The organism is Fibrobacter sp. UWB12 (assembly GCF_900142485.1).
Taxonomy (GTDB): domain Bacteria; phylum Fibrobacterota; class Fibrobacteria; order Fibrobacterales; family Fibrobacteraceae; genus Fibrobacter.
On sequence record NZ_FRAZ01000014.1, the window covers coordinates 35727 to 59831 of the forward strand.

The window sequence follows — 24105 nt, forward strand, 5'->3', positions numbered from 1 at the left end:
TTTCTATATTCTGGCGCATGACGAAATCCATAGTTATCCGCGATGCTCATGAACACAACCTCCGCCATGTCGATTTGACGATTCCCCGCGACTCGATTGTCGTGGTCACAGGCGTTTCGGGCTCGGGCAAGTCGAGCCTTGCCTTTGATACGGTGTTCCAGGAAGGGCAACGCCGCTTTGTGGAGTCGCTTTCGGCGTATGCGCGCCAGTTCATCGGCCGCATGAAGCATCCGGATGTGGAAAGCGTTCGCGGAATTTCGCCGACGATTTCGATTGACCAGAAGACGGTGAACCGTAACCCGCGCAGTACGGTGGGTACGGTGGTCGAGATTTTGGACCATTACCGTTTGATGTTTGCGCGCCTCGGCGTTCCGCATTGCCCCAAGTGCGGCAAGGTGATCCAGGCGCAGTCGGTGGACCAGATTGTCGATAACTTGTACGCGAGCGACGAGAATAAAAAGATTTTGGTGATGGCGCCGATTGTGCAGGAGCGCAAGGGCGAATACCGCAAGGAACTCGCGGAGCTCAAGGAAAATGGATTTGTCCGCGTGCGTGTGGACGGGACGATTTACAGGCTCGAAGAAGTGCCGCTATTGGTGCGTTACGAGAAGCATACGATTGAAGTGGTGATTGACCGCTTGACGCTTGAACGCAAGAACATGAGCCGTTTGCGCGAGGCGATTGAAGGTGCGCTCAAGCTCACGGACGGAAAGCTCGTATCGTTCTTGCTGACTTCTCCGGAGGTGGGCGCGGATGGTGCCGCAAAGGAAGAATACCGCTTGCAGGGTACGCAGCTCGCTTGCCCGAAGTGCGGAATTTCTATCCCGGAACTCGAACCGCGATTCTTTAGCTTTAACGACCCGAAGGGGCAATGCCCCGCCTGCAAGGGCCTTGGCGAAAGCTGCAAATTTGATATTAACTTGATTGTGCCGAATCCGAATTTGTCTTTGAAAGAGGGCTGTCTTGCTCCGCAAAAGAAAGACGACGGCTGCATCATCTTTAGCGATTTTGGCTGGCGCAATTTGCGCACGATTGCAAATGAAATGCACTTTTCGCTCGATACGCCGTGGAATAAGCTCAAGAAGGCGCAACAGGATGCCGTGCTTTATGGAACTCCGAGCGGGAGCGAACGCGGCGTGGTCTCGATTATGCAGGAACTTTGGGATATGTGGCATATTTACCACTTCCGAAAGTACATGCAGATTGGTGTTTGTCCGGAATGTCACGGCACGCGAATCAACCGCATTGCCGCTGCTGTCGATTTCCACGGTCATAATATTTGCGAGATGACGGAATGGTCCGTTGAAAAGTCTGTCGAATTTTTTGACAAGCTCAAGTTGAGCCCCAAGGAACAGCGCATCGGCCGCGAAGTGCTCAAGGAAATCCGCGGGCGCCTTGGATTCTTGAAGGCGGTGGGCCTTGGCTATTTGGACATTAGCCGCAAGGCTTCGACGCTTTCGGGCGGTGAGGCGCAGCGTATCAGGCTTGCAAGCGCCGTGGGTGCGGGCTTGCAGGGCGTGCTTTATGTGCTTGATGAACCGAGCATTGGGCTGCACCCACGTGACAACGATAAGTTGCTCGAGATGCTCGAGCGCTTGCGAGCCCAAGGCAACAGCCTTCTCATCGTGGAACACGATGAGGATACGATGCGTCATGCGGACTGCGTGATTGACGTGGGCCCTGGCGCGGGTGTCGAGGGCGGTCGCATTTTGGCGGCAGGCACGGTCGACGAACTCGAAAAGAACAAGTCTTCGCTCACGGGCGCGTATTTGAGCGGTCGCAAGTCGATTGAAATCCCGTCGCAGCGTTTGAAAATTGATGCAAAAACGCCAAAGCTCAAAATTTGCGGTGCTTGCGAAAACAATCTCAAGAATGTCGATGTCGAAATTCCGCTCGGCGGTGCGTTTACCGTAGTCACGGGTGTTTCGGGTTCGGGCAAGAGTACGCTTATCAACCAAATTTTGCGCCGCGAACTTGCTCGCGTATTCTACAATTCTGAAGAACCGGTCGGTAAGTTTGACCATTTGGAAGGTCTCGAAAACATCGACAAGGTCATTGAAATTGACCAGACTCCGATTGGGCGCACCCCGCGCAGTAACCCAGCGACTTATACGAAAATCTGGGACGATATCCGCGATTTGTTTGCGGGTATGGAAGAAAGTAAAGTGCGCGGGTACACGAAGAGCCGCTTTAGCTTTAACGTGAAGGGTGGCCGTTGTGACGCTTGCGAAGGCGCGGGCGTGAAGGTCATCGACATGCATATTTTGCCGAGTGTACAAGTCACTTGCGATGTTTGCGATGGCAAGCGCTTTAATGAAGCGACCCGTGAAGTTTATTTTAAGGGCAAGAATATTTCGGAAGTGCTCGACATGAGCATCAGCGAAGCCGCTGAATTTTTCAAGGACATTCCAAAAATTGCAGAACCGCTCAAGCTCCTTTGCGAAGTAGGCCTTGGCTACCTTACGCTTGGTCAGCCTTCGACGACTTTGAGCGGTGGCGAAGCGCAACGCGTGAAAATTGCTTCGGAACTGCGTCGCCCAGGTACGGGCAAGACGCTATACTTGCTCGATGAACCGACAACCGGTTTGCACTTTGAAGATATTCGCCGATTGCTGGAATGCTTGAATCGCTTGCGTAGTCTCGGCAACAGCGTTGTGGTGATTGAACACAATCTCGATGTGATCAAGTGCGCAGACTGGATTATCGACCTTGGCCCGGATGCGGGCGTGAATGGCGGCCGCATTATCGCGACGGGAACTCCCGAACAAATTGCCAAGTGCAAAAAGTCGGAGACGGGACGTTACTTGGCTCCTGTCTTGGCGAAAAAGCATGGCGAAAACAAGCATTTTGAACGCACGGATGAAAAGGGCGAAGATTACTCGCTCGATATCGAAGTTCACGGTGCTCGCAAGCACAACCTCAAGAACATCGATGTGACGATTCCGCGCCATAAGCTTACCGTGATTACGGGTGTTTCGGGCTCGGGCAAGTCGAGCCTTGCGTTCCATACGCTCTTTAGCGAAGGCCAGCGCCGCTTTGTTGAAACGCTCAGCACTTATGCTCGCCGCTTCTTGGGTCGCCCCGATCGCGGTAGCATCGATTCCATTTCGGGTTTGGCGCCTGCGATTGCAATTGACCAAAAGAGCGCAAGCAAGAGCCCGCGTAGTACGGTCGCAACACTCACCGAGATTTACGATTACTTCCGTATTTTGTGGGCCCGCGTAGGCACGGCGCATTGTTTGAAATGCGGAAAGCCGGTGAGCTCCTATGCCGCTGGCGACTTGATGCAGTTTGCTTTTGACCGAGACATCAACAAAATGGTGACGGTTCTTGCTCCGTTCGAAATCAAGGACGAAATTAAGTTGTCCAAGATTCTCACGGAAAAGGGTTACCGCAAGGCGTATCTCGGCAAAAAGCTTGTGGAACTCCCGCTGCCCAAAGTCCCGACACGCGAAAAGCAGTTGCTGGCTGTAGTCGATTCTGTGGTCGTCAAGGAAGAAAATCGCGCCCGTCTCGTCGAAGCGTTTGAACGCGGCTACCGCGATGGTAACGGAATTCTCTACGTGGATTGCGATGGCGAAGAACGTCTTGCTGCAAGCGAAAAGCCGGGCTGCCCAGAATGTGGCTGGTACATGGATTCCGCACTTAACCCGAAGCATTTCAGCTTTAACACGCATTGGGGCGCTTGCGAAACTTGCCTAGGCCTTGGTCATTTCAAGGATGGCGAAGAATGTCCGGATTGCCACGGCGAACGCTTGAAGCCAGAATATCTTGCTGTGCGCATCTTGGGCAAGAACATTATGGATGTGCATCACATGAGCATTGCCGAAGCTCGCGATTGGTTTGCAAAAGTCGATTTCGCAAACGAAGAAAATGCAACTTCTGCATCCATCCAAAGTAAAACGACAATTGCCTCTCCGCTCCTCCGCGAAATCATTGGCCGTTTGGACTTCTTGATTAGCGTGGGCCTTGGCTATATTGGTCTTGACCGTGCGGGCGATACGCTCTCGGGAGGTGAATCCCAGCGTATCCGCTTGGCAAGCCAAATCGGCAGCGGCCTCGAAGGCGTCTTGTATGTGCTTGACGAACCGACCGTTGGTCTCCACGAAAGCGATACTGCAAAGCTCCTCGATACGCTTTACCGCTTGCGCGATTTGGGCAATACGCTTGTGGTTGTGGAACACGACATCAAGATGATGCAAGCTGCAGACCACATTATCGATATGGGCCCTGGTGCGGGTGACTTTGGCGGTGAAGTTGTTGCCGAAGGAAGTCCAGCGGAACTTGCAAAACCGTATGCGTTGCAGCAGTTCCCGCGCAGCGAAACGGTCAAGTTCCTTACGTATTCCACGCCGGTCGCAAACCAGCTGGATCCCGTGCAAATCACGGACGATACGGAATTTTACGAATTCAAGAACCTCAAGGCAAATAACTTGAAAAATTTGTCTGTGAAATTCCCGAAGCATGCGGTCAGCGTTGTTTGCGGCGTTTCGGGATCGGGCAAGAGTTCTCTTGTTGTTGATGAAATTTTCCCGGCGCTCAAAAAGCAGTTCCAAGCGCGTGGTCGCAAAAAGCAGAGCGGCGAGGTTTTGCTTGTCGACCAGAGTCCGATTTCGGGAACGCCACGCAGTACGCCGGCAAGCTTTACAGGTGTCTTTGACGATATCCGCAAGCTGTTTGCCAAGCTCGAACAGTCCAAGATGAAGGGCTTCGATTACGGTCGCTTTAGCTATAACCTTGCGCGAGGCCGTTGCCCCGCTTGCGAGGGCCGTGGCGCCGTCGCTGTTGAAATGCACTTCCTTTCGGATATCTGGGAAACTTGTGAAGTTTGCGGTGGCAAGCGTTACAATCAAGAAACTCTTACGGTCACGTTCAAGGGCAAGAACATTGCCGACGTGCTTGACATGCGCATTGTCGAAGCCTGCGAATTCTTCAAGGACCAGCCGAAAATTTTGCCGAAACTCGAATGTCTCCGCGATGTGGGCCTCCCGTACGTGAAACTCGGTCAACCCGTGACGACGCTTTCGGGCGGTGAATCCCAGCGCTTAAAGCTTGCTGCTGAACTTTGCCGCCGTCCGGCAAATGAAATGGTCTACCTGCTCGACGAACCGACAACGGGGCTTCATTTGAAGGATATCCAGATTCTGTGGAACCTCTTGCGTAGGCTTTCGGCGCGTGGCGATACGGTCATTGTCATTGAGCACCATCCGGATATTATCCGTTTGGCGGACTGGAAGGTCGAATTGGGGCCTGTTGGCGGTGCAAAGGGCGGTTACTTGCTTGAAATGGGCGTTAATTCGTCAAAATTTTAGAACATCTTTTCTAAGAAGAAATTATTTTTCTAAACGAGAAGGTTCTAAAAGACAGGAGAGCTTATGACATTTTCCCGATTGCTTCCGCTTTTGTTGCTAGTCCCGGCGCTTACCATGGCCGATGAAGACCGCAACTTCAAATTGACTTCGGAAAATTTTAAGGTCGGTAGCCTCCTGGACGGAAGTATTGTAGAAAATGCTTCCAAGAAAGCTATTGCATTGGACAAATCTTTAGCAATCTCGCAAGCTCCGGTGTTCCCGCTGCACCCTAACACGCTTTACCTTCGCTATAAAAAATCCGCAAAGGAATATTATTGGTTTTCTGGGGAAGCAAAGCCGGAAGAATATAAAAAGCTCCATGCCTTTAACCTTAAAGATAATCATCTAGGCGTGCGCGAAGTCGCTGGCCTCCGTTTTTACGCCTCCCGCCAGTATAAAGCCTTCCAGGACGAAGCTGATATCTACTTTGATGCCGAGTACGTTTATTCCCCGCGCGTATCCAAACTCCTGTTTATGAAGAATGGCAAGTGGCAGGTCTTGGAAGAAAGCGTTCATCCGGGCATGGTGCAAATCCAGTCCGATGAAAAAAAATTGGAAGTCGTGGCCTTGAATTCAAAGATGAAAGCGGGGACGAGGACGATTTATCCGGCAGAAAATGGGGTCTACATTTTCTCCTTCAATGCGCCTGACAAATATCCGTATGTGGATGCCGCTGTGCTCAAGCCGGGCGAGGTGCTCACGTTCAATGTGAAGTTCCCGGAACCGGATTCCGTTGTCGAACTTTCGAGCTCTAGCGCCGTTCCCGAAGTTGCCGTAACTAGTTCGGGGGCTGTTCCCGTTGCAGATTCTGTATCAGTTTCTTCTAGCTCGGGTGCCGCTCCTGCTGATTCTTTGGTAATTCCTGATTTTGACGCTCCTGTTTCGAGTTCCAGTGTTGCTTCTTCGGAATCGAAATCGCCTGCGCCAGAGCTTTCCGTGACGCTTGAACAAGTGCAGGCTCTTCAAACGCTCGAAGAAACTGAAACACTTTACGATGCTTTCTCTGCTGATGTCGACAAGAATTTCACGCGTGTGGACACGACTGAATTTTCGAAATTCTATCCGCCCATCAAGCCCGCCGATTCTCTTGGACTGAATGATTCTGGAAAGGTCTATCGCAATTACGTTTCTCACTATAATTACAAACGTGCCGAAGCGCAAACGTTGTGGCGCCAAAAGAAGTTAGGTGTTGTGAGTGCTATGTACAAGGCGTTCCATGCAAAGCTTGATAGTCTTCAGGCTCTTCCGATTGATATCAACGTGAAACCTGTTGCAATCGAAAACATTTTGAAAGCTCCCGAAACCGTTACGGACTCGGCAGACACGATTAAGAATGTAACGGGGCCTGCAAAGGTGGATTCTCTGAACCTTCATTTTGGTGCGGCTCACAGCCGTGTAGAAGTTTCTTGGAAAGGCGTTGTGGAAGGTTTCTCTATGGATTCGCTTTCGTCCATGCTTGCCAATAACGATTCTACTCTCGTAACAACGTTGCACCTTGTGAACAATAAGCCGGTGTGGGTGTTCAAGGAAGGAACTCTTGTTGGCCGTTACCAGTATCGATATACCAAGATTCTTTTCCGTGTGGGCGATTCTCTCTATACCGGCAAGGGTGAATTTAGTTTGCCTAAACACATTGCAATGGAAAAAGAAGTTGAGGAATGGCTTAGGAATAAAGTGCCTGAATCGTCTTCGTCTGTAATTGCAAGTTCGTCTTCCGAAGCTGTGGTAGATACAGTCAAGGCGGACTCCTTTAATATTGTTGAACATGCAACTCGCGGTACCGTTGCCATTATTGATTCCGGCTCGTTCCGCTATCGTGGCAAGGTTGTTTCGATGTCACCGTACGCAATCCATACAACCGAAGTCACGCAGGAATTTTTCCACAAGATTATGGGGCTTCTGGATTCTGCAAAGCGCATTCCGGATAGGTCTGCATTCAAGGGCCCGCAAAAACCGGTCCAGAACATTACTTGGGAAAAAGCTCAATATGCATGTAAGGTGCTTGGCGGTGATTTGCCGACCGAAGCTCAGTGGGAATATGCTGGTCGTGCCGGTAGCAACGATGGAATTCTTTGGAATTCCGATGACGTGATGAGTGTCGGCAAGTATGCAATCTTCGCGGAAAACTCTTTTAAGAGAGGCAAAAAGAGCGACGCTTATGGTCCGCACGATGTAGCGACCAAGTCTCCGAATGCATGGGGCCTTTATGATATGTCGGGTAACGTAACCGAATGGACTCGCGATAATTACTTTGCAATCACGTTCTCTATTGAAAGCTCAAATCCGACGGGTTCTTTCTGGGGTACGGGTAAAGTAATAAAGGGCGGTTCCTGGAAGGACAAGGCAAAGAAACTGAACATGACTGAACGAGATGATGAAGATCCACGTTACTGGTCTGATTTCATCGGCTTCCGTTGCGTGTTCCCACTCGATAGAATTATTCAGGGAAAGTAAAATGAACAACGATTCCAATAAGGAAAAAAGTTTATTCAAGAAGCTTACGGCACTCCCGTATTTGCTGGTGTTCTTGGCATTGTTGATGCCATTGGCCAACGTTTCTTGCTCGGCAAAAGAGGATAGCAAGCCGATTGCCGAAATGACGTTTTATCAGGTGGCTTCTGGTGTTGACCTCGATCAATCGCTTGTGGAACCGGCGCTGGGGCAGATGCACCGCATGGTCAAGGAGAATCCGAAAGTTCTCGACCGTTTCAAAACGCAGATGCCGAACTTCCCCAAGATGGAGTCCGTTCATCATTTGTACGGAATCCTAGCGGCTGTATTCTTGGCTGCTGTATTTGCTTGGCTTGTTCCGCTTGCATCGACGGTGATGGGGCTATTGTCGATGATTTCGCTGTGGTCGCTTTTGATGAAGCTATCGCATATTAGCGAAACTCTTGGAATCCCGCTCTTGAAAGTAGAGGCGGGCATTGGGCTTTATTGCGCGAGTTTCCTGATTTTGATTGGAACGGCGATGAATATCGCGACGATGGTCCGCCCGGCTGTTATGGCGCGGCGCGCTCGCAAAAAACAAAAGTAAATAGAATCGAAGTTGTAACGCGCGGACCTGGCTTTTGCCGGGATTTACTTGATTTGAATACGTGACTTTTATCAAATGTAAGTAAATTGTAGTGAAATTTTACAAAAAAGTTATGATTTGTTGGGGTTTTCCTTTTGTTTCGAAAATTTTAAATTTTCGCGCGTTGTGGGGTTATCGTAGACACCTGTTTATGATAGCTGGATGTTTGGTACGTAACATTAAAAACCAATGATACTTGGTGATAGTATCAGACTTTTAATATTATGACAGAACAACGAAAAGTTTCTGCATCCGGTTTATCTTCGATTCCCCAAGGGAAGAATATAATCCCTATTGCTTTTTCTGCAAGCTTTTCGCTAACATCCTTGCCCCATTTAACGAACTCTATAGTTGGGAGATAGACAATGAGAAATCTGAAAGCATTTTCTGCTTTTGCTTTTGCCCTCGCCTTGACGGGAACATCATTTGCTGCCGATGGAGAAGAAATTATCGGTACGTATGGCGCCATTACGGTTAAGAAGGTTCAAAAAGAGGTCGTACAAGATTGGGAAAGTAAATCGTACAGAATTGTTGCTGTTATCGATGATGAATCTGATGAAACTCCGGTGATTACTGAAGATATCCAGGCGGATTCTGTTTATTACAATCGTGTCTTTAAGTCCAAGATTCCGTCTACAATCATGTTGCCTTTCGATGTGCCAACGTGGAAGTTATCTGGCCTTAACGCTTTTGAATTTGTAAGTGTTGTGAAGTATACGGATCATTTTGTTATCAATGTTCGTGATGCCAAATATGCTAACACTATCAAGGCAAATACTCCTTATGTCATCATGCCTGAACAGGATAAGGATACAGTCATTTCGTTCCATATGGATTATCAAACTCCAGATTATGTGACTCTCAATACGACAACGGAAAATGGGCATGGAGTTTTTTCTGCAGGCGGTTATGATTGGAATGTTATAGGGACCTATGAACGTATAGAATTCAAAAAGCCTAAGGGTGTCTATGGTTTTGCTGCTGAAGAACGCGAAAATACGAAAATAGGTGATTTCAGGAGAGCTGCTTGCAGTGAAACACGTTGTCCCTTCATCAAACCTTTTAGAGCGTATTTAAAGTGCACTTTGACCAAGGAAGAGTCTGCTTCGCAAGTGAAGGGTTTGGCTAAGGTGGCTGAAACTGCTAGCTTGGATGACTTGCCGGAAAAGGTTGCTGTTAATGTTATTTCGGATAGCACTAATAGTGGTACTACTTATATAGGAACCCTTAATACTCGTACGGGTGAATTTGTTAAGGAAGACAACCGTTGGAGCGATATGAAAGGTCGCTTGCTTCAGCATAAGCCGACTGCAAAGGGTGTCTATTACCACAATAAGAAACAGGTTATTATCAAGTAGGATTGGTTGAAAAATGAATATCAAGGTAGAAAAGAAAAAGTATATAGCCCCCTGTATGGAAGTTGTGAATTTCACGCAAGAAGCTTGTCTGCTTAGTGCTTCACAAGAAGATGATAATGGCGAAGATGTACCGGAAATCGAAACCTTTGATGGTGGATTTAACTAACAAATTTTTCCATTGAAGAAAGTTGAAAAAGGTCGCGAGTTCAGCACTCGCGACCTTTTACTTTCGTCTTTGTACAAGTACCAAATGCTAGGCTCGAAAATAGGTTTGCAAGCAACCCTGCTTTGCTCGCCTTACGCATTTGTCGTCTGTAGCCGCTATACAAAACTTGGCAACTTGTTGCCTTAGTTGCTGTTATCCACTTTGTGGAGAAGCGGCGTTCTTTCGTCTAATTACACGTTGAACAAGAAGTACATGATATCGCCATCCTGTACGAGGTATTCCTTGCCTTCGGTGCGGACAAGGCCTGCTTCCTTGGCGGCGTTCCAGCTGCCATGCTTCAAGAAATCGCTGTAGCTCAAGGTCTCAGCGCGGATGAAGCCACGTTCAAAATCCGTGTGGATGACGCCTGCGCATTGCGGAGCCTTGAAACCAGCGTGGAATGTCCAAGCGCGGCATTCCTTTTCGCCTGCGGTAAAGAACGTGCGGAGGCCAAGGATTTCATAACCTTTACGAACAACTGAATCAAGTCCGGATTCGGTCATGCCGAGTTCCTTGAGAAAGTCTGCCTTGTCGGCCGGTTCCATTGCAGAAAGTTCTTCTTCGATCTTGCCGCTGATAACAATCACGTCGTGACCATGCTTGGAAGCGTATTCCTTGAGCTGGTCTACGTATGCGTTACCCGTGAGAATGTCGTCTTCTTTGACGTTTGCGCAGTAGAAAAGCGGCTTTGCCGTGAGGAGTCCGAGGTCCTTGACGATGAGTTCCATTTCTTCGCTGTCGTGCATCACGGTGCGAGCGGCGTGGCCTTCTTCCATGCTCTTCTTCAAGAGTTCACAAGCGGCAAGGCGTGCTTTTGCTTCGGCGTTGCCGGTACGTGCAGACTTTGCTTCGGTAGCAAGGCGCTTTTCGACCGTGTCCAAGTCCTTAAGGATAAGTTCAGTTTCGATGACTTCCACATCGCGAATCGGATCTACAGAGCCGTTCACGTGGATGATGTTTTCGTCGTCAAAGCAGCGCACCACTTCCATGATGGCTTCGCATTCGCGAATGTGGGTAAGGAACTGGTTTCCGAGACCTTCGCCCTTAGAAGCGCCCTTTACAAGACCTGCAATATCGACAAATTCTGTAACGGCCGGGACGATGGATTTCGGGTTATAGACCTTCACAAGTTCATCGAGACGAGCATCCGGGACGCTCACCATGCCGACGTTTGGGTCGATAGTGCAGAACGGATAGTTTGCGGATTCTGCGCCTGCGTTGGTAATTGCGTTAAAGATGGTGCTCTTGCCCACATTGGGGAGGCCTACGATGCCACATTTAAAACCCATGATAATCTCCGATTTTTAGCGGCTGTACTTTCCGCTTGTTTTTTCGGCGTAAAGGTAGAAAAATGCCCTTGGAGTGAAGCTTACGAAAATCTAAATTTACGCCCGTTTTTAGGTGTTGTATGGCAACGGATACGTTAAAGACGAATATGGATATGTTGAACGGCCCTCTCGGAAGAAAAATCCTGAGGTTTGCCATTCCGCTTGCAGCAACGAGCATTTTGCAACAGCTGTTCAATGCGGCCGATGTTGCCGTGGTGGGGCAGTTCGCTGGTGACAAGGCGCTAGCCGCAGTCGGGGCTAATACGTTCGTCATCAACTTGCTCATCAATCTGTTCGTGGGCATTTCTGTCGGGGTGAACGTGGTGGTTGCGAATTCCATCGGGGAACGCAGCTACCGTTCTGTAACTCGCAGTGTTCACACGTCGGTGATGGTTTCGTTCTTTAGCGGAATTTTTCTTTCTTTTGTCGGAATCGTTTTTGCAAGGCCGATCCTTTCGGCGGTTTCGACGCCTGCGGACATCTTGGATATGGCGGTGCGCTACCTGCAAATCTATTTTGCAGGGATGCCGTTCGTGATGCTGTTCAACTTTATCGCGGCAATTCTGCGTGGCAAGGGCGATACAAAACGCCCGCTCTACGTGCTTATTGTAGCGGGAGCCGTGAATGTCGTCTTGAACTTGATTCTCGTGGCGGGCTTTGGCCTTGGCGTGTCGGGTGTTGCAATTGCGACTGTCCTTGCAAATGTCATTAGCGGACTTACTTTGTTCTATTTCTTGCTCCATGAAGTGGGGCCGTTCAAACTTGAATTCTGGAAGTTACGCGTGACGCCGCTTTTCTTGAGCCGTATCATGCGCGTGGGGCTACCCTCGGGGCTGCGCGGTGTTGTTTTTTCGTTTAGCAATGTGTGCTTGCAGTCCGCCATCAACAGCTTGGGCTCTTCGACGGTGGCTGCTTCTGCGGCGGCCCTCAATTACGAGTTCATCGTTTACTATTGGCTCAATTCATTCTCACAAGCCTGCGTGACTTTTGTGGGTCAAAATTACGGTGCAAAGAATATGCCTCGTTGCCGTAGCGCAGTTCGCTGGACGCTTTTGCTGGGTTGCGTTTCTACGATTGTGTTGAGCGCACTCTGCTGTATTTTTGCCCATCCGTTGCTATCCGTGTTTACGTCTGATTCCGAAATTATTGAAATCGGTTCTATCCGCATGTATGTGGTGGTGGGGCTCCTGTTTATCAATGTCTTTCTGGATGTGTTTTCGAGCGCGCTTTCGGGAATGGGGAGGTCTCTTGCGCCGGCGCTTACTTGCGTTGCTGGCGTGTGCGGAATCCGCATCCTCTGGGTGTTCTTTGTATTCCCCAATTACAAGTCGTTTGCATCTCTCATGGTTATTTACCCGATAAGCTGGGTGGTGACCATCTCTGTTCTTGCGGGGCTGTACTTCTACTACGTAACGCATACGAAATTTAAGGTTCCCTAAAATTCGTTTTTAGCTTGCAAAAGCGGCTTGATTGTTGCAATTTCGGGGATTTTTAATTGTAAATGTTTGTTTTCTGATTTGCCCGTTTTGACGGCATTGCCAATTACTTGACATTTTGTCAATGGACTGATTTGGCACTTTTGAGAGATATTTCCCAAATGAAAATATTTTTCAGGTATCCAATAAACTGCCGATTTGGGATTGGATTCGTAAGGTGTCAATTAGTGTTGGAGAATTGATGCTTCTGTATCGGGTGGAGACTTGGGTCACTCTTTTTTTATGATTGCAGCAATTTAGGTGACCAAGGCCGAACAGAGTTTCCAATCCCAAACGGCCTTTTTTGCCCCCTTTGAGGGGGCTTTTTTTATGATAGTAAGTATCCCGAAGGGTAATTAACTTGCTATAGCAAGTCGTCGAGGTTTATCCCGTACATTTTCACGTTGTCAATCCACACGTCAGAGCCGTTGTAGACGAATATCGTGAAGCGCGTAATCTTGTTGCGCGTAATATCCCAACCGTGATAGCTCTTGCCATCGGCGTTGGTGAAGTCCTTGGGGGTGACAACCACGCGAGTCCATTCTTCGTTGACACTTCCTTTGTACGAGGTCTTGTAGTTCGTGTCGGATTCTACAATTGTCTCGAGGAAAATTTCGAAATCTCCGCTACCTTTCATCCATACTTCTACGGAGTCTAGTCTGCTCAAGTCGTGCTGGTGATCTGCTATGCGGGTACCGATAACGACGTAGCGACCCAATTTATTTGCCTGGTATTGCACGTGGAGCACGTTTTTACCGAAAATTGAACTGTCGGCTTTTTCGATGCCCTTTGTCGGGTCCTTGTTCAAGTCGTTCTTGACCGTTGCGCTGTCGTGAGGCTGCACGTACCAGTCGAACTTGTTGTTCAGCGGTGCCGGAAGTGCGTTGTATTTGGTGCCGCTTTCGAAGTTCAATACGGTAACGCTATTGAGTGCGCTCACGAGCGAATCGCTGATGCCTTCCCAGACGTTCACGTCCTTGAGTTTTTCGGCTTTCTTGTCGCCCCACATGATCATCCACGGTCTGACCGTATCGGCAGCGCTTTCAACGCGGATGTTGAGTGTTGCGCTATTTAGAGTCGTATCCCAGCCGTCGATTTCAAACGGGATGAGGTTGCCGCTTCCGTCGTAAAGGCGTATGTCGCTACCGTCCTTCTCGGCATTCGAGAAGTCGAAGTTTTCTTCGGTCAAGCGCAAAACAAGAACTGTCGGGAACGTGAGCGGACGCATCCAATCCGAAATCAGTTCGGAAGGCATAAAGCGGATTGCGTTTTCAGGAACGACTTTGTTCGGGTTCTCGATGAGACCGAGGTCAATGGTGTCGTTCGTCGTAACGGTTGTAGATGTTTGGCCGATGGCGCTCAAGTCCTGTGCATCCCAAGCGCTCACGGTGAGGTTTCCGCATGGAGCCTTACGGATGACGAACTGACCGAGGGAATCAGTCTTGATAATTTCATTGGTGCCTTGGATGGCAACCCAGGCGTAATTGGCGGAGTCCGGCAAGTCAACGAGCCCCTTCACTGAACCTACGGCTTCGAGCGATGCGCTGTCGAGCGTGTACTCGTGATTGAGGTTGTTGAGCGTATATTGCAAGACAATTGAAGAATCGCCCTTGGTAAAGTTGATGATGTAAGAGCCGTTTTGGTGCCTGTCGATGTGGACCCAACCATTTGTATCGGTTTCGCCTTCGTAGGTGTATTGTACCGCGCTTGTTTCGGCAGTGTCGGCTACATACCAAGAGGGGAGCACCTGATAGCGTACTTTGGCTGCCGGTGTACCGTCGTTAAAAACACGAATGGCGATGGCGTTTTCGATTTCCGTCGTATTCCCGGCAGAGTCGTTGCCTGCACCGCAAGCAGCGAGAATTCCAAAGGGTACCAAATAAAGAAGCTTGTTAAAATTTTTCATTTTATTTTTCCTTCTTTTTATTGAGTGCGACGGGGAATAAGGCGAGGTTCAACTGCATAACGCGATCGGGCACAATGCATTTATCGACTCGAATCTGGATTTCCTTGCGGAATTCCTTGAGCATCTTTTTGAGGTCTTCGAATCCCTTGGCGTCGACGGCCATGGTGATTGTCGAAATGTCACGGTTTTCTGGCGGAATTTCATTCAAAGAACGAATGCCAAACTGCATGACCTTCGAATGGAAACTGCGGATGGCTTGAGCTTTTTCGGCGCCTTGAACCGTGATATGCGGGTCGGCGAGGCGGACTTTGCTGTTATTGTTGATCGGCTGGATAAAGCCGAGCGACTTCAAAATCTCGATGCTTTCTTGCGCCTGTTCTTCGGTAATGGGCGGAATGACGCTGTTTGCGATTTCCGGGATGTCCACATTGCCGTGTTTCACTTCGATGAGCGCTCTTACGACGATCGTCCACCAGGCGCTGAGATACTTGAGTTCGTTGTCTTTGAGCAGATGGCGCTTGACATCACGCAATTGGAAGGCCTTTTGCAGAATTTCTGCTTTGGTCTTTTCGGACTTGGTGCGTGAAGCCACAATCAGTAAGTCAAAATAAGCTGCTCCGCGCCCGTCGAGCCCGAGCATTTTTTTTGCGGCGGGAACTGCATGTACGGGGAGGTTGCGCTTTTTCTGAACTATATAATAAGCGTGACTTGAATCCAAGCCAAGCGTTTTGCCGAGAGTGCTGAAGGAATACAAGGAGTTGTGTTTCTTATGCTCCAAGTAATAATCCTTGATCATATCCCGGTAGTCATCGTAATCAAAGATTTCTGCCATAACCAAACCTATACTAAATATACTTTAAAAATTGTGGGAGGGGGGCTTGTGAGTAATTAGTAAGTAGGTATTTGGCCGGTTGAGGGGCTAAATTGGTGCTTTTTGAATGTATAATTACTAGAATTACATGGGAATCTTTTTTGGAATGAATATGGCTCAGAAGAAAAAAAATTGGATTAGGCGCGTTGTTGGCCTTTTGCTGATGTATGTTCTTTTATTCGTGGGGTACGAGTATTGGCAAAAAAAAGTCGAAGAACGTTTTCTATATGAAGACATGATTCATGCAACGAATGAGTGCATCCGAGTAGGTGACTGGAAATGTGCCGAGAAAAATGTTCAGGAACTTTTAAAGTCGGAACCGAACGATACGAATTTACAGATGCACATGGCGGGGATTCTCTTTGAACAGGAACGTTATCAGGAATGTATCAGCTATATTGAATCGCTGAATTTTAAACACAAGGATTTAGATTATCTTGTTGAAAAGTCGAATGCTTTGGAACAGGAATTAAAAAATCTCGGCGTTGAAAAGTCCATGCATTTCCGCCTGGAATTTGATGGCGGCCCTTCCAAGAAAGACGTGATGGAAGCGCTTGCCGTTTTGGAAGTTGCATACGATTCGATTAGTAATTTGTTCGACTTTTTGCCCGAAAATAAAATGTGCTTGGTGTTGTACCAAGATAAGGAATTTCAAGGGGTGGGGCCGCGCCCGGATTGGGTGGGTGCCGTGTTTGATGGAAAATTGCGCGTGCCTGTGAACATGATGGCGTATCGTGAAGTTTATCGTCCGGTGCTGTTTCATGAACTGACGCATTCATTTGTTCGTGCGATGACGCATGCGAATGTGCCGTGTTGGATGAATGAAGGAATTGCACAGGTGATTGACGGCTCACATAACAATGAAGAACGCCCGGCGGGAGCCTATCCGAGCATAGAATCGCTAAGAAAATCTTTTGTGAAAGAGACAGATTCGAAAAAAGTGCAAAAACTTTATTGGTACTCGCGGAGAATGGTCGAAGAACTTTTGTGGCGTGATGGTGGCGGTCCGGAAGCTTTCCGCAAGTTTGCCAAGTGCTTGCAGGACTTGCGTGGACTCGGAACGGATAAAGCTCTGCAAAAGTATTACGGAGTAACTGCTCAAGATTTGTTAGAAACGATTCGATGAGCGTTGTGGTGGATTGTACGATGGATACAGCAATGAAAAATATCGTGATTCTCGCGACGGGCGGTACTATTGCTGGCGCGGGCGAGCAAGGTAAGGATATTGGGTACAAGTCGGGCTCAATCAAGGCGCAAACGCTGATTGATGCGATTCCGGAATTGAAAAATGTGGCGAACATTTTTGTGGAACAGGTTTGCAATATCAATTCGGACGATATCACTTCTGAAATTTGGATTTCGCTTGCGTTGCGGATAAAAGAACTGTTTGAAAATGGGTTTGGCGATTCGCATGAACTTGTCGATGGTATCGTGATTATGCACGGAACCGATACGATGGAAGAAACGGCTTTCTTCTTGAGCTTAGTTTTAAATGTTGCGAAACCTGTGATTTTGACCGGCTCGATGCGCCCTGCAACTGCTGCCGAACCCGACGGCCCCGCGAACCTGTTGTTTGCCGTAAAATGTGCCGTTGAACAGTCGTTGCAGCGCCCTGAGCGTGCCGAAGGAACCATCCTGAGCAACGCCGAAGGATCTAGTGATAGTCCCGTCCGCATCGCATTCGCAGGCAAGCTTATGGACTCCCGCACTGTGCAAAAAATCCACGCGAACGACCTTGACGCCTTCGCCGAAATAGGGACCGCGCAGTCCTCCCGGCCCACGTTCGACATTTCCTCCCTGCGTTCCCTCCCGAAAGTCACCGTTCTTTACTTTAACGCCGATGCCGATGCCGACCTTGTGCGTTATGCCGCAGAACGTTCTGCGGGCCTTGTCATTGCAGGTGCGGGCGCCGGAGAATTTTCGCAATCATGGATGAACGCGATTGGCGATGTTGTTGCAAAATCGAATGTCCCGGTGGTCATTTCAACGCGAATCAATCGCGGTTCCATTGTCCCGGAACAATTGCTTGTGCCCGGAACCATTGCTGCATACAGCTTGCCTCCCGCCAAAGCCGCCGTCCTCTTGCGCCTAGCATTAACCATCACGAATGACCCTGCGGCCATTCAAAAGTTCTATCAGAGGTATACATAGTAAGCGAGATGAGTGGTTGAATAATTTAAGGATAATGAAGGAACGTCGAGAGAATGGTGGCGTCGGCCAAGGAATACCTTCGCAAAAGTCTGCAAGGTGAGTGTCGCGACGGGCTGCTTGCAGACCGGCATGACCGAACCGCAGCAACGGACGCCGTAGGCGTCAACTCCGAGCTGGGGCCCCGCCCGCATGACGTACTTTTTGCGTTTCAAAAACAATTAATTCTAGAGTAATTAAAAATGAAATTTTTAATACAGCGAGTCACTAAGGCTCAAGTCGATATTGAAGGTCAAATCGTCGGAAAAATTGACGGCAAGGGATTCCTTGTTCTAATTGGAGTCGGTGAAGGCGATACCCGCGAAATAGCCGACCGTTTTATCAAGAAAATGCTTGCACTCCGCATCTTTGCCGACGAAAATGGCAAAACGAATCTCTCCATTAAAGATGTGGGCGGTTCGCTGTTGCTCGTTTCGCAATTTACGCTTTATGCCAATTGCAACAAAGGCAATCGTCCGACATTCAATGGGGCCGGTAATCCAACGCTTGCAAATGAACTTTACGAGTATATTATTGAACAGTGCAAAAAGGAAATTGCGGTTGTCGAAACAGGAAAGTTCGGCGCAGACATGCAAGTAAGCCTAGTCAACGACGGCCCATTTACTATAATGTTGGAATAGCACGTAACCGATTATTCTTGTCATTCCCGGTTTAATCGGGAATCTCCATAAAGGCGAATGCTGCGAAAATGCTTGCATTTTCATAGCTGAGCCGAATGGAGTGGGCTATAGCCCCATCTCCTTCTTGTAAAAATGAAAGGGAGATGCCTGCTCGGTGGCAGGCATGACAAGCAGAATATTAGGAGTATTTTATGAAGTTTTTGCAATTTATGTTATTGTGTGCCTCGACACTATTCATTGCCTGCGCGGGTTCGCGAGATTCCACGTCAGAAGGCTCTGCCGATGACATGGCCGATGCTCCGTGCACAGAATGTGGTACGCGAGGTGAAATTGAACTGAAAATTACAGACGAAAAATTTTATCGCGAATGGAATTCCGCTGCGTTTAGCCGCATCGATTCGAATGCGGTTGTCGGTGTTTTCCCTGCGCTCAAGGTCACTGCAAACCGTCCTGAAAGTTGCAAAATGTGCCATAGCTATAGCGCAGATGCTCTTGACTTTGACTTGGCGCGTGTCGAAGATTCTTTGTTTGTAAAAGCTTTCCCGAAAATGACTCGTGAACTCATGCTCCCGGGCATGCGCGTTCCTGATGCCGATTCCGCTTACATGGATACGTTGTCTGCAAAGCTTCTCAAGATGAAATTTGTCGAAGGCAAACGACTTGATGATGTGACTCCATGGAAAGAACGTGATGGCGTTGAACAAACGTTGACACGTCAATTACCGTTTGAGCTTTCGGATTTGCTCAATAAAATCGCAAGCCGCTATGAACTTCGCTATTTGACAATTCCACTCCTTATGGACGTCACAATGGATCCTGACTTGGGCAAGAAAGGCGGATTCAAATGGGAGATTGTTTGGAGCATGTGGGATGCCCGCTACGGCGAACTCGTTTGCCTTACGTATTCCTCGTTTACCGCAGCAACGACAACCCGTGTGGCGCCTGAAAAAGAATGGGCGACCCCGTTCGCCTCTAGACTCTGGAAATTATTCAACACCGACGTTGCGCATTTCGAAAACCACTAATTTAGTTACTAGTTCTTAGTCATTAGTTATTAGATTAATTTTTGGCGCCTTCGGCGCGATTATAAATAACTACAGACCATTGACTAAAGACTAATTACTACTTTTTAAGTTATGAACACTCCTTTCTACGTTTTTATGAAGCTTTTGCCGAAGAACGCTGCAAGTCGCGTCTTTGGTGCGTTTACGCGTTTGCGTATCCCGTTCTTGAGCAAGTTCGCTCGTAACGCTTTCGCTAGCTACTATAAGCTGGACATGGCTGAGGCTGAATATCCGCTGAGCCATTACAAGAACATTGGCGAACTTTTCATCCGTAGGCTCAAACCGGGCATGCGTCCTGTTGCCGATGCCGAAATCGTAAGTCCGGTCGATGGTGTGCTTTCGCAGACGGGAACATTCGATGGTGACGAACAAAATTTGATTCAGGCAAAGGGCAAAACATACACGCTCAAGAGCTTGTTGCGCAGTGCTGAACTCGCAGAACGCTTCAAGGGCGGCGCCTTTGCAACAATTTATTTGGCCCCGTTTAATTACCACCGCATCCACAGCCCTGTTAGGGGAAACCTCGTGCTTTCAAGCTACTGCCCGGGTACGCTTTGGCCGGTGAATGTCGGGAGCGTCGAACGTGTCGAAGGTCTTTTCAGCATCAACGAACGCTTGACTAGCCAACTGCGTTTGGCGGACGGTTCCGAAGTGCTCGTGGTCAAGGTCGGTGCAACGAACGTTGGCCGCATTGGCGTTGTGTATAACGATTCTATCTTGACGAATGCAGGCAAGCTCCCTCGCGATAAAAAACGTTTGGATTGGGTTCCAAATAAAGAATTTCCGTTTGAACGTGGCGATGAACTTGGACGCTTTGAAATGGGCAGTACTGTGATTCTCGTGGTCGATAAAAAAATCCGCGAACGCCATCCGGACTTGTTCAAGTCTCGTCTTGGTCAGGCTGTAAAGGTGGGCGAGGCGCTATAGTTGGTCTCGGTAAAGCGGTTCATTCACGACGAGCCTGCGCTATTCAAGGCTTCAAAGGCTTTTGTCGCGCAGCTTTTTCGCTGTGCCGACCCGATAGTTTACGTTGCGTGCAAACTATCGGATAAAAATGAACAAATTGCATGGACTTTGCTTGGGAGCGCTCTTTTTCAGGAACGCTCCTATCCCGAAATTTTGCGGTTGATGTTGGCCTTGCACGAACGGTTTCCGGGCGATAAACTTTGGTCGCTCCCCGTACCAAAGGGCGGCGAAATCGAAGAGGTCGTGGAACAGACGTTCAATAGCCGCAATTGGTCTGTGTTCGAAAATGTTGCCGGAATTTTCTGGAGTGTAGGGCTTTTTGTCCGTCATCATCCCGATCTGGTTGCTTGGATGCGCGAACGCACTCCCGAAGAAATGTGGCGCGACTTGGGCGAAATCTATTTCATGGGGCGTTCTAACCCGCGTCCGAAGGCTTGCGCTGCGATTTACCGTCTGATTGCGCCTGCTCCGCTCGGGCTCGGGCTTGCTTACCGTGAATGTGCAAAGATGCCTCCGCTGCCGCTTACGATGGGTGCCCGCCGCTTTCTTGCCATGCTAGGCCCTGCTAAGGAAGATAACTTTTCCGAGTTGGATCCCAAAGAAAAACAAAAACTGGCAAATGAGTTTTTTGTCGCGCTAGCTCCCGAAAATCCCTACTTTGCAGCCCATTCGTTGCAGTTCTTTCTTGAAAACGGAACGAACGGTTTTATTTGTCGTGAACTGACTGCGAATTGTTCCGAGTGTCCTCTTTATGAGTATTGCAATTACGCCGAAGTCCGCAAACGTTATTGATGTATGCTAAATTTTATTCGTATGAATCGATTCCCGTTCAAAAAGCATAAGACTACGGCGCTATTTAGGAGCCTGCTTGGTGCTGCACTTTGTGTTTCCTTGCTTGCATGCGAACAGAAAGTTGATGAAACGGTCGATTACACGCTGATGTGCTACAACGATATTTGGCCGATGGATGAAATCCATATAAACGACGGCTCAAACTACGACATCAAGGCGCTTGAGAAAAAAATCGATTTGCGTTACCCGATGATGCTTGGCGACACGCTCGACGTGACGATTCTTGAATTTAAGAGTGACGTCTATGCGCTGGACTATTACATCAATAGCGGGCGCTTCCAGGGAATTGTGCCTATTTTGCGCGGAGCGTTCTTGGAACAAAGTATTCGTTCTGGTGCGCGTATTTTCGTTTTCAAGCACGACAGCTTCCGCCGTTACGAACGTAGCGACCTCGAAAGTTACGTCCGCCGTTACCCGAATCCGCGTCATGGCGGTTTCCCGCAAGAATTCCTGAGCCTCCCGTTTGAACATCGTGAACCGGGGCACACGTCTATCCAGACCAAGTATTTCATTGGTGTCAAGGCGTATTTCCCTGTGCTGGCGCAGAGCTACCGCGATGCGGACTTGCAGTGGAATGTGGCTCGCAGTTGGGACCTTGTAGACGAAAATGATTTTATCGCCTGGGGGCGTCAACTGAATATTGTGCATCCGAAGGGAATTTATCGCGAAGCATCAACTCTTTACTTTGATGCGGGCGAGGGGGTGAACGGTATGGCAACGAGACTGCCGGGCGGTCGTGTGGTGGCGGTGTGGGGTTACCTCGATTGGACTGATTTGGAACGTAAGTTCTTTACCGCAAGTGACCGCGTCTACGGCGCTAGGTATTAGCGATTACATTTTACTTTTGTTATATTAAAATTATGGCTATTGAAAAACTTGCAGAAACTCTTTTGGAAAAGCTCCGCTATATCACCAAGGCGGAAACTGTAATTGGCGAACCTATCCAGGCGGGCGATTCGACTGTGGTGCCCGTGAGCCGCGTTTCTCTTGGCTTTGGCTTTGGCGGCCATCAAGGGAAAGGTGACACGTCTGCATCTGGCGGTGGCGCTTCTGTCGAACCGGTGGCGTTCCTCGTCATCAAGGGCGACGATGTGCGCATCATGCCGATTACCAAGGACAGTTCCCTCGTCTCGAAGGTGATGGATATTGTTCCTGACGTTATGAACAAATTTACTGGCAAGAAGTCGCTGAACGACGTTTAATCGTCTTAAGACTTAGCCTTTTGATTGCTTGTGTTGCCCGCCGTTGTGCGGGCTTTTTTTTTGATGTGGTGGAAATTGGTCGAAATTTGAATTTTATTGGTCAAATTTTTCTTGAACTTTGTTTTGTAAAAATCTATTAAATTTTTGAGAACATTTAGTAGTGATTGTTCTCACACATGTTCTTGTAAAAAATGTAAAAATTTGCGTTTTCTATTGACATTCGCTATATAAAAGAGTATCTTTGAATACGTAAAATTGAGAATGGTAACGCCTTTGGGTGTGTATGGACTAGGAATTTTGAGAACGTCTGGGGGTCTCTGTCCATTCTCTAAGTTTCGCAAGGTGAATTGGTGCATTTTGCGAAGCGCCCGGCACGGGGTTATACGTGCCACGGAATCCTCCTCCAAGGCGCCGTAATGGCGTACTCCTAACACAAAAAAATAGGACCTCCTCATGAACAATGAGGAGGTTCTTCGTTTATGCGCCCGTGCCTTCTGCCGGCACGCTCTGTCATGCCCGCCTTTGTTTTTTTTTGTCATGCCCGACTTGATCGGGCATCTCCCTTAAACAGAATAAACGAAAAAGCCCCGGCACTAGGCCGAGGCTTTCTCAAATGCGTTATACCGCGCGGGGCGCGGCATCTCGTCTCAATTAGCCGAGAACTTTCTTTTCGAAGTCGCCGAGGCAGTCAACGAGAGCCTGCACGCCTTCGACCGGCATTGCGTTGTAGATAGAAGCGCGGAAGCCGCCGACAGAACGGTGACCCTTGAGCTGCTGGAGGCCACGAGCCTTAGCGAATTCAAGGAATTCCTTGGCGAGATCGTCAGCCTTGTCAGCTGCAACGACGTCCTTGTTGAACACGAACGGAACGTTCATGATAGAACGGTCTTCCTTAGCGGCCGTACCGACGAACACCTTGGAGTTGTCGAGTGCGCTGTAGAGGAGAGCGGCCTTGCTGCGGTTCACCTTTTCGATAGCGTCCACGCCACCGAAATCCTTGAGCCACTTGAGGGTGCGGTTCATCACGTACACGGCAAAGACCGGAGGAGTGTTGAACATGTTGGCAGCGTCGATGTGAGTCTGGAAGTTGAGCATGGTCGGGATGGTGCGGTTCACCTTGCCGAGAAGGCCCTTCTTGATGATCGTGACAGTCACGCCAGCGCAGCTGATGTTCTTCTGAGCGCCGCCATAGACGACACCGAAGTCAGACACGTTAATCTTACGGGCGAGGAAGTCGGAGCTCACGTCAGCCATGAGGAAGCCGGACTTCGGCTTCGGGAAGTTGTGCCATTCCGTACCGTAAATCGTGTTGTTTGCGGTCACGTGGAGGTAGGTCGCGTTGTCGCTGAGCTTGAGGTTCTTGTCGATGCGGCTGTAAGTTTCAGACTTGGTGTCGCAAGCGGCGAGAGCGTTACCGAACTGCTTAGCTTCCTTGTAAGCCTTGTTTGCCCAGACGCCGGTCAAAGCATAGTCGGCCGTAGCGTTCTGGTCCAAGAAGTTCATCGGGAGCATGCAGAACAAAAGTGAACAACCACCACCGAGGAACACGATGTCGTAATCTTCCGGGATGCCCATCAATTCACGGAGGTACTGTTCCGTCTGGGCGAACATATTTTCAATCGG

General features: G+C 49.0%; 18 protein-coding genes. 14 read left to right on the forward strand and 4 right to left on the reverse strand.

Going from position 1 to position 24105, the window contains the following annotated elements:
* Positions 1–17 precede the first annotated feature (17 nt).
* From uvrA to BUA34_RS15985, 5 genes are all read left to right on the forward strand, one after another.
* Positions 18–5312 (forward strand): excinuclease ABC subunit UvrA, encoded by a 5295-nt coding sequence (uvrA, locus tag BUA34_RS15235; protein WP_072831098.1) that lies wholly within the window; start codon positions 18–20, stop codon positions 5310–5312.
* Positions 5313–5375: 63 nt separating this feature from the next.
* A complete protein-coding gene (locus BUA34_RS15240; protein WP_072831100.1) occupies positions 5376–7805 on the forward strand; it encodes a formylglycine-generating enzyme family protein in 2430 nt (809 codons plus the stop codon).
* Between the two features lies 1 nt (position 7806).
* The gene (locus tag BUA34_RS15245; RefSeq protein WP_072831102.1) at positions 7807–8388 is read left to right on the forward strand and encodes a hypothetical protein; all 582 of its coding nucleotides are present in this window, start codon (positions 7807–7809) and stop codon (positions 8386–8388) included.
* Positions 8389–8792: 404 nt separating this feature from the next.
* Positions 8793–9785 (forward strand): hypothetical protein, encoded by a 993-nt coding sequence (locus BUA34_RS15250; protein ID WP_072831104.1) that lies wholly within the window; start codon positions 8793–8795, stop codon positions 9783–9785.
* Between the two features lie 13 nt (positions 9786–9798).
* Complete coding sequence (locus BUA34_RS15985; RefSeq protein WP_175545472.1) at positions 9799–9951, forward strand: hypothetical protein; 153 nt, start codon at positions 9799–9801, stop codon at positions 9949–9951.
* A 230-nt stretch (positions 9952–10181) separates the two neighbouring features.
* Here BUA34_RS15985 and ychF read toward each other — a convergent pair whose 3' ends face one another.
* A complete protein-coding gene (ychF, locus tag BUA34_RS15255) occupies positions 10182–11279 on the reverse strand; it encodes a redox-regulated ATPase YchF (RefSeq protein WP_072831106.1) in 1098 nt (365 codons plus the stop codon).
* Positions 11280–11398: 119 nt separating this feature from the next.
* Between ychF and BUA34_RS15260 the strand changes: the two genes are divergently transcribed.
* Positions 11399–12757 carry an MATE family efflux transporter gene (locus tag BUA34_RS15260; protein ID WP_072831108.1) on the forward strand — a complete coding sequence of 453 codons (1359 nt, stop codon included), beginning with the start codon at positions 11399–11401 and terminating at the stop codon, positions 12755–12757.
* A 400-nt stretch (positions 12758–13157) separates the two neighbouring features.
* Here BUA34_RS15260 and BUA34_RS15265 read toward each other — a convergent pair whose 3' ends face one another.
* Both BUA34_RS15265 and BUA34_RS15270 read right to left on the reverse strand, forming a co-directional pair.
* Positions 13158–14699, reverse strand: a complete 1542-nt coding sequence (locus tag BUA34_RS15265) for a hypothetical protein (protein WP_072831110.1) — start codon at positions 14697–14699, stop codon at positions 13158–13160.
* A gap of 1 nt (position 14700) precedes the next feature.
* Positions 14701–15531, reverse strand: a complete 831-nt coding sequence (locus BUA34_RS15270; protein ID WP_072831112.1) for a DUF4423 domain-containing protein — start codon at positions 15529–15531, stop codon at positions 14701–14703.
* 151 nt (positions 15532–15682) lie between these two features.
* Here BUA34_RS15270 and BUA34_RS15275 point away from each other — a divergent pair, with 151 nt between their 5' ends.
* The 8 genes from BUA34_RS15275 to BUA34_RS15315 all read left to right on the forward strand — a co-directional run bounded on the left by BUA34_RS15275 (position 15683) and on the right by BUA34_RS15315 (position 22482).
* Positions 15683–16696: a tetratricopeptide repeat protein gene (locus tag BUA34_RS15275; RefSeq protein WP_072831114.1), complete on the forward strand. Its 1014-nt coding sequence runs from the start codon at positions 15683–15685 to the stop codon at positions 16694–16696.
* Positions 16697–16716: 20 nt separating this feature from the next.
* A complete protein-coding gene (locus BUA34_RS15280) occupies positions 16717–17721 on the forward strand; it encodes an asparaginase (RefSeq protein ID WP_254794523.1) in 1005 nt (334 codons plus the stop codon).
* 239 nt (positions 17722–17960) lie between these two features.
* Complete coding sequence (gene dtd / locus BUA34_RS15290; RefSeq protein WP_072831118.1) at positions 17961–18398, forward strand: D-aminoacyl-tRNA deacylase; 438 nt, start codon at positions 17961–17963, stop codon at positions 18396–18398.
* 191 nt (positions 18399–18589) lie between these two features.
* Positions 18590–19423, forward strand: a complete 834-nt coding sequence (locus tag BUA34_RS15295; RefSeq protein WP_072831120.1) for a hypothetical protein — start codon at positions 18590–18592, stop codon at positions 19421–19423.
* A gap of 111 nt (positions 19424–19534) precedes the next feature.
* On the forward strand, positions 19535–20389 hold the full coding sequence (gene asd, locus BUA34_RS15300; protein ID WP_072831122.1) for an archaetidylserine decarboxylase: 855 nt from the start codon (positions 19535–19537) through the stop codon (positions 20387–20389).
* Positions 20390–21220 (forward strand): hypothetical protein, encoded by an 831-nt coding sequence (locus tag BUA34_RS15305; RefSeq protein ID WP_072831124.1) that lies wholly within the window; start codon positions 20390–20392, stop codon positions 21218–21220. It begins immediately after the preceding gene.
* Between the two features lie 3 nt (positions 21221–21223).
* Positions 21224–22108 carry a hypothetical protein gene (locus tag BUA34_RS15310; protein ID WP_072831126.1) on the forward strand — a complete coding sequence of 295 codons (885 nt, stop codon included), beginning with the start codon at positions 21224–21226 and terminating at the stop codon, positions 22106–22108.
* A 32-nt stretch (positions 22109–22140) separates the two neighbouring features.
* Positions 22141–22482, forward strand: a complete 342-nt coding sequence (locus BUA34_RS15315; protein ID WP_072831128.1) for a GerW family sporulation protein — start codon at positions 22141–22143, stop codon at positions 22480–22482.
* A 651-nt stretch (positions 22483–23133) separates the two neighbouring features.
* On the opposite strand, the gene serC is transcribed toward BUA34_RS15315, so the two are convergent.
* Positions 23134–24105, reverse strand: a 972-nt coding sequence (gene serC / locus BUA34_RS15325; protein WP_072831138.1) for a 3-phosphoserine/phosphohydroxythreonine transaminase, incomplete at its 5' end; no start/stop codon positions are given.